At 43.7% G+C, this 15,742-nt stretch carries 9 protein-coding genes; 6 read left to right on the top strand and 3 right to left on the bottom strand.

From position 1 onward, the window contains the following. The first annotated feature begins 206 nt into the window (after nucleotides 1-206). From H6G86_RS33140 to H6G86_RS33130, 3 genes are all read left to right on the top strand, one after another. The gene (locus H6G86_RS33140; protein WP_190937889.1) at nucleotides 207-665 is read left to right on the top strand and encodes a M67 family metallopeptidase; all 459 of its coding nucleotides are present in this window, start codon (nucleotides 207-209) and stop codon (nucleotides 663-665) included. A gap of 141 nt (nucleotides 666-806) precedes the next feature. Then, nucleotides 807-1,979 (top strand): molybdopterin-synthase adenylyltransferase MoeB, encoded by a 1,173-nt coding sequence (gene moeB, locus H6G86_RS33135; protein ID WP_190937888.1) that lies wholly within the window; start codon nucleotides 807-809, stop codon nucleotides 1,977-1,979. 361 nt (nucleotides 1,980-2,340) lie between these two features. Further along, on the top strand, nucleotides 2,341-3,540 hold the full coding sequence (locus H6G86_RS33130) for an MFS transporter (protein ID WP_190937887.1): 1,200 nt from the start codon (nucleotides 2,341-2,343) through the stop codon (nucleotides 3,538-3,540). 97 nt (nucleotides 3,541-3,637) lie between these two features. Here the strand turns inward: H6G86_RS33130 and ftsH4 are convergent, their stop codons facing one another. The 3 genes from ftsH4 to H6G86_RS33115 all read right to left on the bottom strand — a co-directional run bounded on the left by ftsH4 (nucleotide 3,638) and on the right by H6G86_RS33115 (nucleotide 11,827). Beyond that, nucleotides 3,638-5,503 carry an ATP-dependent zinc metalloprotease FtsH4 gene (ftsH4, locus tag H6G86_RS33125; RefSeq protein WP_190937886.1) on the bottom strand — a complete coding sequence of 622 codons (1,866 nt, stop codon included), beginning with the start codon at nucleotides 5,501-5,503 and terminating at the stop codon, nucleotides 3,638-3,640. A 95-nt stretch (nucleotides 5,504-5,598) separates the two neighbouring features. Next, a complete protein-coding gene (locus H6G86_RS33120) occupies nucleotides 5,599-5,784 on the bottom strand; it encodes a DUF2949 domain-containing protein (protein WP_114080862.1) in 186 nt (61 codons plus the stop codon). A gap of 1,021 nt (nucleotides 5,785-6,805) precedes the next feature. After that, the gene (locus H6G86_RS33115; protein WP_190937885.1) at nucleotides 6,806-11,827 is read right to left on the bottom strand and encodes a CHAT domain-containing protein; all 5,022 of its coding nucleotides are present in this window, start codon (nucleotides 11,825-11,827) and stop codon (nucleotides 6,806-6,808) included. Nucleotides 11,828-12,033: 206 nt separating this feature from the next. Here H6G86_RS33115 and H6G86_RS33110 point away from each other — a divergent pair, with 206 nt between their 5' ends. The 3 genes from H6G86_RS33110 to H6G86_RS33100 all read left to right on the top strand — a co-directional run bounded on the left by H6G86_RS33110 (nucleotide 12,034) and on the right by H6G86_RS33100 (nucleotide 15,555). Beyond that, nucleotides 12,034-13,869 carry a ShlB/FhaC/HecB family hemolysin secretion/activation protein gene (locus tag H6G86_RS33110; RefSeq protein ID WP_190937884.1) on the top strand — a complete coding sequence of 612 codons (1,836 nt, stop codon included), beginning with the start codon at nucleotides 12,034-12,036 and terminating at the stop codon, nucleotides 13,867-13,869. 566 nt (nucleotides 13,870-14,435) lie between these two features. Further along, nucleotides 14,436-15,092, top strand: a complete 657-nt coding sequence (locus H6G86_RS33105; protein WP_190937883.1) for a pentapeptide repeat-containing protein — start codon at nucleotides 14,436-14,438, stop codon at nucleotides 15,090-15,092. 157 nt (nucleotides 15,093-15,249) lie between these two features. Continuing rightward, nucleotides 15,250-15,555, top strand: coding sequence for a PEP-CTERM sorting domain-containing protein (locus H6G86_RS33100; protein WP_190937882.1), 306 nt, complete (start codon nucleotides 15,250-15,252; stop codon nucleotides 15,553-15,555). The last annotated feature ends 187 nt before the right edge of the window (nucleotides 15,556-15,742 follow it).

The raw sequence follows: 15,742 nt of genomic DNA, 5'->3' as shown, positions 1-15,742 counted from the left end.
TCAAAACAAAACCAGTAACTAGTAGTCTGCCAACCCAAAAATGCGCTTGTGAGGACTGGGTAAAGGGTAAAGGGTAAGGGATTTAAACCCTTTCCCCCTTCCCCCTTCCCCTTTACCCCGCTTTCGTCACGAAAGCGAACTACTAGTGAGGTATTGTATTCAAACAAGAATCCCTAGCTAGCAACTAAAAAATTATAAACGCAGAGATGATCCAACTTAGCCCAGAACACTTGCAAACTATCCGCGCCCATGCCGAAAGCACCTATCCAGAGGAGTGTTGCGGTATAATTTTAGGCTATTTGGCTAGTGAGGGCAAAATTGTAGTTGAAGTCATACCAACAGAAAATGCCTGGAATACAGAAGCGGGTGCTGAGTTTTCAGGGGAACGCACAGCAGAGAGTAAAAGACGGCAATATGCGATCGCACCCGAAGTTATGCTAAAAATGCAAAAGGAAGCACGCGATCGCTTAGTGAGCATTATCGGCATTTTTCATTCCCACCCAGATCATCCTGCTATCCCTTCAGAATGCGATCGCTTATATGCTTGGCAAGGATACTCGTATATAATAGTTACCGTCCAAAACGGTAAAGCTGGAGAACTTCAAAGCTGGAGCCTTGACGATCGTCATCAATTCCAAGCAGAGACAATTGAAAATATAATTTAACGGCTTAGTTCAAAGACAGTCACTCGTAGCGGTTTTAGCCGCCAACACGGATAGAAAATTCATCTTCCCCACTCCCTATCTCTATAAGAGATACAGTTTTTCGATAGGATTAATATTCCGCTCTCCCAGATCATAACTGCTATGCTCAATCCCAATCTGGACGAAATCCAGTTGACCAAAGACGATTACGAACGCTACTCCCGACACCTGATTTTACCGGAAGTAGGACTAGAAGGACAGAAACGCCTGAAAGCCGCCAGTGTACAGTGTATCGGTACAGGTGGACTAGGTTCACCACTACTTTTATATCTGGCGGCGGCGGGTATTGGACGCATTGGGATTGTCGATTTCGATATTGTCGATACTTCCAATCTGCAACGCCAAGTTATCCACGGGACATCTTGGGTAGGTAAACCCAAGATTGAATCGGCAAAAAACCGCATTCACGAGATTAACCCCTATTGTCAGGTTGATTTATACGAAACTCGCCTGACTTCCGAAAACGCCCTAGAAATCCTTGAACCTTACGATATCGTCGTAGATGGTACTGATAACTTCCCCACTAGATATCTAGTTAACGATGCCTGCGTATTACTGAATAAGCCCAACGTCTACGGTTCCATTTTGCGCTTTGAAGGGCAAGCTACTGTATTTAACTACCAAGGTGGGCCAAATTATCGTGACCTTTTCCCAGAACCACCACCACCAGGAATGGTTCCCTCTTGTGCCGAAGGTGGCGTACTCGGTATTTTGCCAGGAATTATTGGTTTAATCCAAGCAACCGAAACTGTCAAAATCATTTTGGGACAAGGTAATACTCTAAGTGGACGATTGCTGCTATACAACGCCTTAGATATGAAATTTCGGGAGTTGAAACTGCGTCCTAACCCGATTCGCCCAGTAATTGAAAAACTAGTAGACTACGAAGAATTCTGCGGGATTCCGCAAGCTAAGGCAGAGGAGGCAAAACAGCAGTTGGAAAGTCAAGAAATGACTGTTAAGGATTTGAAGGAATTGCTGGATAGCGGTGCAAAAGATTTTGTACTACTGGATGTCCGCAACCCCCATGAGTACGATATTGCCAAGATTCCAGGTTCGGTATTAGTGCCCTTACCAGACATTGAAAATGGCAATGGCGTTGCGAAGGTAAAGGAAATATTGAACGGACACCGCTTAATCGCTCATTGTAAGATGGGCGGGCGATCGGCAAAAGCCCTCGCCATCCTTAAGGAAGCTGGGATTGTCGGGACAAATGTCAAAGGCGGAATTACCGCTTGGAGTCGAGAAATCGATCCTTCAGTTCCAGAATATTAATAAGAGAGGCAGGAGGCAAGAGGCAGGAGAAATACTGCTTTGCCTCCGTTCTCTTTTACACCATGAGCAGAGCTAGTTTGCGCTTTAAGTCTTCCATTCCCTTATCTCTTGATCGCTTTTTTGGAATTAAAAGTTAAAAATTAAGAAAAAGAATAGTTTTTAATTAATTAATTTTGGTACAAAGCCAACAATAATATATAACGCAGTGTTAGCGAGTCCACGTACTCCTTCCCTACGGGACGCTGCGCTAATGGAGAAGCAAACTACCCGCAGCGTCTGTCTGCGACACGCTCCGCGAACGTAGAGAGCGTTTTGGAATTTTTAATTAATAATTTTTAATTTTTAATTGGAGCGAAGCGACTTGACTACCTCAAAATCTCATCTCAATATTTTATGGGTGCAAGTTTGGGTGTTAGCAGTAGTGCAGGGGGCAATTACTCTCACCTGGTTAATTTATAATACATATCTGCCACAACTTTTGACTCAGTTTGGTTTTCCTGCTTCACTGGCAGTTGGTTTGGTTTTAGTCGAAAATGCCTTTGGTGCGGTGCTGGAACCATTGATGGGGGGACTTTCAGACCAAGCTAGACGCTGGGTAGGGACTCGGTTTCCCTTCATCTCAGTAGGTATGATTCTGGCATCGGCTTTGTTTATTGCCATACCATGCGTTGTGAGTTTGATTCCACCTACTACTGTAATGCGATCGCTCTTACCTATAGCATTGGTAGCCTGGGCATTAGCAATGACAATATTTCGTTCTCCAGCGATGTGCCTCCTGGGGATGTATTCTACACCAGCCCAGTTACCTTTAGCAGTAAGTGTTGTAACTTTGGCAGGTGGTGTAATTGGGGCTTTTAGACCGATAAGCTACAAGTTTATTCTCAGCTTAGGGCCAGTTTATACTTTTGCGATCGGTTCTTTCGTCATGCTGGCGGCGGCGGCTGTGTTGCGGTTAGTCAATGCTCCAGAAGCACCAGTGGATAGACACCAAATAGAAGTAGTAAAGTTGCCGTTACAAAAATTGGCTTTGATTTTAGTAACTGGTTTTGGTGTAGCATGGGGTATCCGATTTCTCTTTGATGTCTTGGGTAAAGTACTAAAGACCCAACTGAATACTGATAATGTTGATCTGCTTATGGTGTGGATCGGATTAGCGATCGCAATTGCCAGCATACCAGCAGGAATCTTCGCCGTCAAAATTGGTAATCGTCAAGCAATGCTTTGTGGTATCTGTGCAATCATTCCCTCTTTATTGATAATGATATCTGTGGGCGCACAAATTCCGATAATTGCGGTAATCGTTGCTAGCTTTAGCTTAATTGTCAATGGGGCAATTCCTTTTGCTTTAGGACTGGTACCTCAGCGATGGGCGGGATTAGGAATTGGAATGTATTTTGGTGGGTTTGCTTTAGCCATGAGTTTGTTTGGTGTCATCTTTCCCAAGTTACAAGCAATAACACCTTTTGTTGGTGCAACTGGGGGTGCATTGGCATTTTTCCTAGCTGGTCTTTGTATTGCAGTAAGTCCCATTTCTGAAACGCAAAGGAACGCAGAGGTTTAACGCAGAGGGACGCAAAGTTATCTTCTGCGTCCCTACATGTATGAATTACGAATTACGTTAGCGTAGCGGGGCGTAGCGGGGCGTAGCCCATTACGAATTACGAATTAGTTACGGGTTTAACTTGACTCAACAAATCGTGCAGTTTTTCGCCTTCAATGACTTCTGTTTCTAAGAGTTGAGTCGCTATCGCTTCTAGCAAGTCTCGATTCTGTCTGAGAATCTCTAGAGCTTGTTCATGGGCTGTTTCCACGATTTCCTTGACTTCGCTATCAATGGCTTTGGATGTGTCTTCACTTACCGCCCGTCGGGGATTAGCCCCGCCATTACCCAAAAACATCGATTGTTGTCCTTGTTGGTAAGCTAATGGCCCTAAGACTTTGCTCATCCCATAAGATGTTACCATCCGCTCTGCCAAGTCAGTTGCTCGTTGCAAATCGTTGGAAGCACCTGTTGTAATACTGTTAAACACAATCTCTTCGGCGGAACGTCCACCTAACAGAGTTGCAATCTGACCCCGCAGTTCATGTTCATTCATCAAAAAGCGGTCTTCAGTTGGTAATTGCAGAGTGTAGCCCAAAGCAGCCATCCCACGGGGAATAATCGAAATCTTTTCTACGCGACCGTTTCCTGTAGTTAGCGCCCCGACCATTGCGTGACCAACTTCATGGTATGCAACAATCTTTTTCTCAGTCTCGTTCATGACGCGACTCTTTTTCTCTAAGCCGGCAACTACCCGCTCAATTGCTTCAGCGAAGTCTTCTTGAGCAACACTTTCACGCAGATTGCGAGCTGCCAATAATGCCGCTTCGTTGACCAAGTTTGCCAAATCTGCACCAGCAAAACCAGGGGTACGAGTAGCGATCGCTTTTAAATCTACATCATTTCCTAATTTTACCTTTTGAGCGTGAATCTTGAGAATTGCTTCCCGACCAGATAAATCAGGACGGTCTACCAACACTTGGCGGTCAAAGCGGCCTGGACGCAGCAATGCAGAGTCAAGGCTTTCGGGGCGGTTGGTAGCTGCTAGGACAATCACCGTTGCATCCCCAGCCGCAAACCCGTCCATCTCCGTTAGTAACTGGTTGAGGGTCTGTTCTCGCTCATCGTTACCACCGTAGAAGCCGTTACTGCTACGAGACTTACCGATCGCATCTAATTCATCAATGAATATAATACAAGGAGCCTGTTTCTTCGCCTGCTCAAACAAGTCCCGCACTCTGGAAGAACCCACACCGACAAACAATTCTACAAACTCGGAACCAGAGATACTGAAGAATGGAACACCTGCTTCTCCTGCTACGGCTTTCGCTAAAAGTGTCTTACCAGTACCAGGAGGGCCAACTAACAACACACCTTTAGGAATTCTCGCGCCAATTTGCGTAAACCGTGCTGGAGTCTTGAGGAAATCTACAATTTCTACTAACTCAGTTTTTGCTTCTTCTACGCCAGCCACATCTGCAAAGGTGATTTTAGCTGATTCGCCTTCAACGTAAACTTTAGCTTTGCTCTTACCAATGGAAAGCGCACCTTGAGGACCACCGCCGCCACCACGTGACAGAAAGAATTGCCAAATACCAATAAAAATCAGTGGTGGAATCACCCAACTTAAGAGGGTTGTAAACCAAGTATTTTTGGGTGGAGGTGTAGCAGCAAACTCAACTCCCTTTTCTTCTAGCAGTTTGGGTAACTCTAAATCAAAAATTGGTGTAGTTGCAAACACTGGGCCCGGCTCGGCATTTTCTGTTTTTAGTTCGTAGAGAATCTGGTTTTGACCAACAGAAACGCGATTAACTTCCCCTTCTTGTACTTGATGAATAAATAAACTATAGGGAACACCAGTAGGGCCAGAAGCAAATAAACCAGGCAAAAATATATTTAAGAGCAGGAATAGCCCTGATACTGCCAGTAATATATTAGCAATGATCCGAAAACGAGGTGATTTAGGTTGTTCTTTAATTGCCATAGATGTTGTTACCAATCCTTAGAATGAAAACTATTGAGAATGTAACTTTATGGAAAAATTAGATATTTCCAGTCTAAATAATTCAAGCAGCTAGCTTATACTGTTTCCAACCAATCAAAAATTTGGGCTAACTGGTCTAGCGTTACCAGTCCATACTGCCAGAGGGTCATAGCCAGGAAGTTGGGGGTCTGCTCACAATGTCGCAAAGCAAGAGAAATTGCTCCACCCGAAATACCCAACTCTTCCTCTAAAAAATGCACCAATTGATCTGTAGCTTTCATTGCAATGTTAAATAATGTTAAATAAGTTTTATTTCTGAGAAAGTTTGACTTGTGTGATGCAATGTCCAGGTTGCATCGCAAAGTTGTTCAATTTGTCTTAGATCCTTAAGGATACTACCTATTTTCATAATTTCTCCTGTTTAGCAATGTCGCAGCATTTTTTTATTTATGTAACTAAACTTAACAATTTAATTAATCTTTGGGAACTAACAAGCAAATACGGTTTACCGTACTCAAAGGCTTAATACCAATGGAAATGAGAAAATTTAATGAACAGAACGCCGTTCAAGAAGACGCAGAGATTGTGAGAAGCGAAGAGAAATACCCTGTCTCCTCCTCCATATCCTGACTTTTCATGTTATGTGGAAAAGTCCACCAAAAACCTAACCCTCTAACCCCCTTCCCGCGTCGGGAAGGGGGAAAATTCGAAGTCTTTCTCCTTTTAGGAGCTACGGTGTACACACAAGTCTGAAATAGCTGATTAACCAGGGTTTTACCCCACCCTAACCCTCCCCTTATAAAGGGGAGGGAACTAGATTTCCTGTTTCCCCCCTTATAAAGGGGGGATTAAGAGGGGTAATTCGACTTGTGTGTATACCGTAGCCTTGGAAAGAGGAGGGAACTAGATTTCTTTTTTCCACCCTTTCTAAGGGGGGTAATTTAACTTGTGTTTACACTGTAGGCTTTTAGAAGAGAGAAATAGAAGTGAGGTTTTCCAGATACCGTGAAACTGGGTTGGGGTTAAAGGTTTTTTCCCTTTTCCCCAAAAGCCGAGAAATATTGGTTGTTATGTTCCTTTTTCAGCAACAAAACTAACTAATACCACAGGCTGCTAGTTTTACAGCTAAAGCATTCGGGTATCGCCACGGTTGAGAACCTATGTCTGCGTTTAGAATTTTGTTATGCGATTGCATTTTTGCTCAAAATTCTCCGTGGCTTAAAGCGGCTCATCCCTGATAGACAAAACCAAAATCGGCAGACAGAAGGTTAAAAGGGTGAGAGTATAGTTCCTCTTGCCACTTTACCAAGGATTGCCAACCATTGTGAATCCAGACCAATAATAAGGATGGGTAAGTAATTGCTCCCCTTCATCTGCACTATTAGTAGGTAAAGACAAGTTCCCCAGTACTCCCAAACCTTCTAATTGACCATTTTTAACGTAAATTTGCCCTTTGGCCATAGCTACCTGAGCCTGTCTGAGGGCTTCTGCTTTAATTGGAGCTGTCCTCAAGTTTTGATAAAATTTTGTCATCAAGGCTGCTGTACCAGCATCATTAACCGACCAAAGACTAGCAACACTAGTTTTCACGCCTGCTAGCACTGCTAAACCTGCAAATCCAAGCTCTGACTCTTCATCTCCTAATGCTGTTCTACAAGCACTCAGCACCAGCATTTCAACTTCGGGTTCATTAAAGCGTAGCTGTCGTAATTGGTTCAAGCGTAACTTGTCTTCCCACAGTTGAATATAAGAATTACTCAAAGCGCCGGTAGTAAAATCGGCATGGGTTGCCATGTGAATAATCCCAAAAGGTTGTTGGCGGCGGATAGTTTTGAGATTTTCTAAGGTAGCTTGCTTGTCTAACAATAATTTGCCCTGCCAAAGTTTAGACACCAGTGTTGATAACTCCAGGGGAACTGCTGGTAAAGGCTCTTGTCCTTGTGTACTCTGAGAAACCCCTAGCGCTAAAATTTGAGATTTTTTAATGTCTTTATAAAGAGTGTTAGTCAAGCTGATACTGGGCATCAAGCCAATGCTATATTTTTCTACTAGAAATCCCTTGCCATCATGAAGTGCTGCCATTGGGGTTGAACGTAACCCAATATCTGGTAGAAAAACCAAATTATTGATTTCTCTTGCCTGCAAATCGGCCTCTAGTGGTGCAATTATCCAGCGATAAAGTTGTTGAGATGGACGCAAATAACCGGTGCGGCGACGGTTTTGTGGACTAACTATTTGGTCACGAAATTCTTGAGCTACTTGGAGAACTTTGGCTCTGGTCGTTTCTGGGATACGCTTGCGGATGGGGTTGCCTTTTCCAGTTACTACGACTATTTCCAGTTGGTCGCTATTCTGCTCTGCTAGAGTATTTAATTGTTTAGTAAATTTTTGAGATTTGCCCAAATTTCTCTCTGGTATTATCTCCACAGGAACAAAACTGATGTAAATAAATGCAGGTTTAACACCAGTTGCTTCTTCAATTTTGCGAGCAATTTCTTTGGCATCATCTAGTGTTTTAATTTTAGGATTCGGGATGCCTAAATGGTCGGCAAAATCATCTGTGAATTGATCTTCGGGTGTGGGATCGGTATTAATAACAGGGTTGTCAATCTTAGGATTATTGGGGCCAGGGACATTCGGTTTATCTGGAGTGCATTGGAATGAGCAAGGGGGAGGATTCGGGGTATCATTCGGGGGAGGAATCTGACTGACATTGATTCCTATCTGTACAGGTGCAGAAGACGAAACGCGGTCACTTGCACTAATTACAAAGGCATTTAGTGACCCATTTACATCAGTCGGAGGGGTATAGACCAAAGTATCGCCGCTAGATAAGGTAGTGACACCAGGAATGACGGGAAGGCCATTGACAGTCAGATTTCCTGTATTCACCACATTAACCTGGATGGAGGTGATGTCATTATTAGCATCGCTGACCAGTGCAGCCAAACTAGAGAATGTCAAAGTAACAGGTTGATTGGTCTGGGTGTTGGGTAGCGATGAGTTTGCCGTTAATACAGGCGGAGTGTTGACGGAAGTAATGATGATGCCGGTTGGGGTACCGATCGCATCTCCACCAGTTGGCAAAACAGGAAAGTTTCCTGAAGCGATGGTTGTACCGCCACCCACATCAATTGTTCCAGCTGTGCCATTAAGACTCGTCGCATCACTCACAATAAATGGCACATTACCTGGGCCACCATCATGTCGAATTGTGACAGTGCCTCCGGCGATGCTAGTGGTTACTCCTGCTCCAGAATCGAAAATTCCGCCGGTGGCGATGGTACTACCTACCCCTATTCCTTGAACTAGTCCGTTTGTCAGCACTTGCACATTGCCACCTTGAACAGTGTTGCCATTAACAAAATCCGTTGTGGCCTGTGTGTTGATGTTGTTAAAGCGAATTGTGCTGCCAAAAGGATTGGTAGTTCGTAAAGTAACGTTGCCACCTGTAGCACTTGCAGTACCATCCACTCCGGTGGCGCTGGCTGAAGCATCAATACCATCATTAACGGTGATATTCTCTGTGGCAGTTAAGGTGACTGCGCCAGCCGTGCCAGTAAAACCGCCACCTCCGGTCTTGACTACAGATGAGTCAATCGCCCCAGTGGTAATACTACCTGCTGTAGTTGTTGCGACTATATCGCCACCGCTACCTAAGCGACTGGCATCACTGGAAAAGGAATCGATAGTATCAGTGAGGATATTGCCTGCCGCAGTCAAAGTAACTGTTCCCGGTATGCCGCCACCACCACCGCCACCACTATCGCTGGTGTTAATCTGATTGAGGGTAATTCCACCATTGCTACTTACAACTTGAACATTACCTGCTGAATAGCCTTGTCCACTGGCAATAATGTTGCCTGCACTAATATTGCCTGTCGCAGACAAAGTTACATCCCCGCTTCTAGCGAAATTACGAGTTGTGTTTAGATTTCCTAGTAATAAGCTGGCTCCCGAAATGTTTATTGCTCCTCCGGTTGTCTGGATTGTGTTGGTAGGGTCAACAAAGTTTACAGAACCGCTTTGTGAGGTTAGGCTGAAGCTACCACCGCCCAAGTTTAAAGTAGCAACACCAGCGGTAGTTACTCCGGGTGTAGCTCCGGTGATGTCATTGATCGTAATATTGCCTGTAGCTTGTAAGCTGATATTTGCACCCGAAGCTGCGATCGCACCCCATGAAACTGTATTCGCCCCAATATCTGCATCGCCAAAGGCAATATTGCCAGCTGTGCCATCAAAACTACCTACTCCACCATCGATAATTGTCAATGTGCTGGGGTCTAATAATAAAGTGCCAAAGCTACCATTAGGGGCTGAAGTATCTACCAAACCGTTGAAAGTCAAGAAATTTTTGCCTGATACTTCTACAAAACCACCATTGCCAGAATTCGCTCCTCCACGTGCCGAAATGTTACCAAAATATTGAGTTGTATCGTTACCCCAAACAATTACCTGTCCGCCGTTTCCATTTAAATTGCTATCGCCATTAATGACAGAGTTGGAGTTAATATAAGTTTGATCTGCGTTGGGTAAAGTCCCCTTACCTTGGTAATCGCCGCCAATTAACACAGTACCGCCGCCATTGCTTCCAGAGGCGTTAATATTGGCATCAACCAGCGCAACTTTTTTACCCAAAGCAGTTACCGTACCGCCTATTTGGCTTGAGACATCCACTGTTCCAGAAACAATTGTTGTCCCTGGTGTTGTGGGAATTGTCACATTAGATTCTGTTAATTTTACAGTCCCATCAGGATTGGCTGTTAACCCAGTGTTACCAACAGTGAGCAATTCAGGTATTGAAGCGATGGGAATTGTCCAGTTATTGGGTTGATTGCTACTAGAGGCGAGGGGCTGAATTTCCAGACTCAGCAGATTTCCTGGCTGACTGAGACGCACCCAATTTTGCCCTGGTACAGATGTGATAGAAATCTGCCCTCCCGGTGCCGAAAGTTGCCCGGTGTTGACTACAGTACCAGCCAATAAATTCAAATTTTGCCCAGCACCTACTGCCAAATTTCCAGCATTTGCGATCGCTCCTGGCTGGTTCATACTAAAGGCGAATCCGTTGGGGTTGCCAACTAAAGCAGCGTAATCATTAACACCAATGGCATTGAACCAACTGCTGCCAAAACCAATGCCATTGGCTGTTGTCACCGTGAAAGCACCAGGTACATTTAAGCTGGCGTTTGATCCAAAAATAAATCCGGCTGGATTCATCAAGAAGAGGTTAGCATTGCCACCTGTTACCTGAATTAAGCCATTGATAACTGAAGGATTCCCGCCTGTAATTCGACCAAGGATATTTTGCAGCGCCGGACTAGCTTGAAAGTTGGCGATTTGTTCTGGTGAAATCCCAAACTGTTGAAAGCTGTGAAAGAGGTTAGCACCATCTCTAGAAGTTGTACCACCAGTGATATCCAGTCGATTACCGTTGGGTGTAACAATTGTGTTTGTCCCATCGGCAGCAGGGACAATTTGTTGTGTTTGGGCTAATGCCGTACTAGTGACTGTCACCAGAGGCAAAATAGCTAGGACTGAAGCGGTGATTTTGTTTAGTAGAGGTTTTTTACGCCGCAAGATAAAGCGACTTTCGGGCAATTCCACATCGATTTGTAACTTTTCTGCTAATCCACGCCGCCAAAGTGCTTGAGCGATCGCCTTCTGTGACCAGAGTATTTGTTCACTTTTTCTAATAACAGAGATGCTTTGAGAATGATTTCGGTATAAGTACAGTGGCTCTTGAACTCGGCGCACTTGGGTTACTTCTGAAAGTCGTAGACACAAGTCGTAATCTTCGGCACATCGGAACGACTTGTTAACACCTCCCACCTGGTCGTAAGCTGAACGGCGCATCAAGCGGAAGTGGAAAGTCATGAAGTTTACCAACAGCCCTTCTGGGGAGTAAGGAATGTCACAGCGATGACCGTAGCTGATGACTTGACTTTTTTCATCAATATTTAAGTAGTCGGTGTAAACAAATCCTGTATCCGAGTAGCGATTTAGTACTGTAGCGGTTTGGGCAAGGGCGGTGGGGGCTAGGATATCATCACTGTCTACTATACCGATGTAAGTGCCACTAGTTTGGGCGATCGCTGCCTTACAAGCCGCAGAAACTCCTTGATGCTGTGCTTCTACTACCCGCACTCGCCTATCTTGTTGAGCATAAGCGTTTGCGATCGCCACTGATCCATCTGTAGAGCCATCATCCCAAATTAGTAGCTCAAAGTCTTGCCATGTTTGCGCTAATACACTGGCGATCGCTACCCCAAGGTAAGACTCCCGGTTGTAATTGACGATGACTATGGAGATCAGTGGTGGCATCGAAGTATTCCCAAGTTTTCTACCTATTATCACAATATAATGCTAAGGGCTATCACTTAGAAGAAATTGCTGTTAATTATTGTTTTAGTTACAAATCTTCTGAAATGTGAATGTCAAAAATATGATATTGAAATATTCATACAGCCATAGCACACTCAAAAACCAAAATTAGCCCAGTCGTAAAATAAGGCACCCACTGAGGAGAAATGAGAAAAGAAACAGAAACTGGCATTAAGTCGAAAACAATTACTCAGAAAAGCATTGTCTGTTTCTCTCATCAGTTAAATACTTGGCAAGATTTAGCAACTACTAAATGGAATAAGCACAGCTTCAGTTTTCAGTGTGGCTTGCTAATTCTTCCTGCGGTCTGGATTGTAACTGCAAATGGACTGAGAGCTACGGCGAATATATTAACACCAGACTCAACTCAAAAGATTAGTCAGCCAGAGTTACAAATAATACAGGCATCAGAAACTGCCCCGGAAAATAGCCCCAATCAAGCCGAACCAAATCCCCAACCAGAAACACCACAACGAATTCGGGTTCGCAAAATCCAGGTTGTAGATAGCACAGTTTTTAATGAAAATGACTTTAATCCAGTTGTCAAACCCTTTGAAGAACGGGACTTAACTTTAGAAGAAATTAGACAAGCCGCAGATGCTATTACCCAGCTTTACTTAAATAAAGGCTATATAAATTCCAGAGCAGTTCCAGACATTCAGCAACCTAGTACCGCCGATGGTGTTGTGGTAATTAGGGTAATTGAAGGGCGTTTGACAGAGATTGAGATCGAAGGGACGCGACGATTAAACCCATCTTATGTTCGTAGTCGCATCCAATTAGCTGCCGGTACTCCTCTGAATACTAGTAAGCTCGAAGATCAACTGAAGCTGTTGCGACTCGATCCCTTATTTACAAATGTAGAAGCACGTCTGCGTCCAACGGGTAAGGTTGGTCAAAGTGTTCTCATTGTCAGAGTTGAAGAGGCCAACCCTTTAACTGGTAGCTTGGGTGTAGATAATTATTCGCCTCCGAGTATTGGTGCGGAAAGATTGGGTATTGAACTGCGCGATCGCAATTTAACCGGGATGGGAGATGAGTTAGCAGGTTCCTATTACCACACCCTTTCTGGTGGTTCCGATGCCTTTGATTTTAGCTATCAAGTTCCTGTGAATGCCATGAATGGCAAGGTACAGATTAGAGCGGCATTTAATCGCAACGAAATCACTGAGGCACCCTTTGATGCTTTTGGCATTCGCGCCAACCAGGATCTTTATGAAATCAATTATCGTCAACCATTGATGCGATCGCCAAGAGAAGAATTTGCCCTATCTTTGGGATTTACCTATCAAGATGGTCAAACCTTCCTCTTCGATAATCTGGCAACCCCCTTTGGCATTGGGCCTGATGCCAATGGCGTTAGCCGCACCAGTGTAATTAAATTTGGTCAAGATTATATTAAGCGCGAACCTCAAGGAGCTTGGTTTCTGCGATCGCAATTTAACTTTGGCATTGACGTATTAGATGCAACTATCAACAATGACCCCATACCCGATGGTCGCTTTTTCAGTTGGTTGGGTCAAATACAGCGCGTGCAGCAACTCAGCGCCGATCATCTCTTACTTATCCAAGCAGACTTACAGCTAACACCAGATAGCCTTTTACCCTCCCAGCAATTTGTGATTGGCGGTGGACAATCTGTAAGGGGATATCGCCAAAATATCCGCTCAGGGGATAATGGATTTCGTGTAGCGATCGAAGATCGGTTCACAGTCCAGCGCAATGAATCTGGATTATCCATAATTCAACTTGCGCCATTTCTAGACATGGGATCTGTCTGGAATCAGTCTAATAATCCCAATCGGCTACCCGATCAAACTTTTTTGGTGGGTGCAGGCTTGGGATTATTATGGAATCAAGCAATGGGAATTGATAATCTGTTTTTACGGCTCGATTATGGACTTCCATTTATCGATCTGAGCGATCGCGGCAATAACGCTCAGGATGATGGCTTTTACTTTAGCCTTCGCTATCAACCTTAGAGGATGTTTGAAAAGTATTTCGCTGTGACTTTAGGCACTTTTAGATCCCCCCTAACCCCCCTTAAAAAGGGGGGAACTGGAGTCAAAGTCCCCCTTCTTAAGGGGAGCCACTGCGGTCTTGGGGTCTCCCCAAGTGGAGCATGTGGCGTGGATTTAGGGGGATCTAGAACATTTTGCTACCGAGAAGAGGACTTTTCAAACATCCTCTTAGTACACCAATATTGACGGGCTTTCTTTCTGTAGCTGAAGATTCCCCTTTTTTAGTGCTGAGTGCTGTTAGCGGATAGCTAAGGTTTAGCCCGTGCTGAGTTAGGAGTCAGAAGTTAGTATGTTTCCCCTGCTCCCCATATCCCCTGCCCCCTGCCTCTTTTTCAATATTTCCTGACCTATGTCAGCATTTTTTGTTTTAAAAACCACTAAAAAAACGCATTTTCAGGTGATTGACGATTTTTGGTCAATTTATTTTTGATTATTTACTGAGCTAATTTGCATTTGGGGTGTACTCTCAATATACGGTAACTATCACACTCGACCTTTGAGATAAATTACACCCAGAGGTGAATACCATGAAAAATTATGCTGATAAGCAGGAATTTATATTAAGTCAAATCACAAATAAATATTTTCAGCGCCGAGATTTCAGTGGATGTGACTTGAGTGGAATTGACCTAAAAGGAATTAATTTAACTGGTGTTAACTTTATAGGAGCAGATTTGAGTGGAGCAAATTTGTGTGGCTGTGTTCTCACTCGTGCTAATTTAAGTGGTGCAAATTTGATGCAAGCTAGCTTACGCGACGCTAATTTGTATGAAGCATCTTTGTGTGAAGCTAATTTGATTAATGCTGATTTAACACGAGCAAATTTGTGTGGAACTTTCTTATGGCGGGCGAAATTTACAGGTAGTAATCTTTGGGGTGCTTCTTTATGCGATGTAGATTTGAGAGAAGCAGACTTAAGTGAAGCTAAATTAATTGAAGCATCACTGATTGAAGCTAACTTAACGAGAGCAAATCTTACAGGAGCAAAGTTATGTGGAGCAAAATTACTAGAAGCTAATTTAGCTGAGGCTAACTTAACTGGTGCAGACCTGACATGGGCAAATTTAACCAAGGCAAACTTGAGTCAAGCAAACCTTTGGCAGACAAACCTGATTTATGCGAGGTTCCGGGATACTATCATGCCTGATGGCACAATTAAGCAACCTCAGATAGTTATTTATTAGTTAAAAGTAGCCCTGTCAAAGTGAGATAATCTTGTGATTTAGTTTCCATGCACTGTATGGGGCTTTCCTTTTAGCTGTAACCACAATTTTTTTCAGCTTGGGTCATGTTATTGCGTAAAAGTTGTCGTTTATCCTTTTCAGAAGCGAAATCGTTAATTTGGACGCTAAACTAAGAACTTTTTTAGGTCTTAATGTCGGAGCGCTTAGTATTGATGCCACCGAAGGTTCTGCGATTAAAACAGCTTTAAATGTCCATACATTTGCAACATCTGGTAGCTACAACATTGGCATTGGTGTTACCGATGTAAATGATACTTTTGGCTCATCAATATTGTCGTTGACAAATGCTTCAGTGACAAATTCCAATCCTCAACCAGTCCCAGAACCTTTAACTACCCTTGCTTCTATTTTAGCTGGCGGCTTTGGAGTTATGTTAAAGAGAAAAGATATAAAAAAAGCTTAATCAAATTAGTTGCAAAAAAATATAGGTTGGGTTGACGCAAGGAAACCAAATACCCTGATTCATGTTGGGTTTTGCGTTCCTCAACCCAACCTTGTATCTTAGAAATAGTAGTAGACCGTCCCAACCTTGGTCAAGAAAGACCGCTTCGTAGCATGGGTCACTACAACAATCTCTTTGACAGAACTCG

This window comes from Nostoc sp. FACHB-133, assembly GCF_014698055.1.
Lineage (GTDB): Bacteria > Cyanobacteriota > Cyanobacteriia > Cyanobacteriales > Nostocaceae > Nostoc.
Note: the sequence above shows the minus strand (reverse complement) of the source record. Positions and strands in the feature narration are given on the sequence as shown.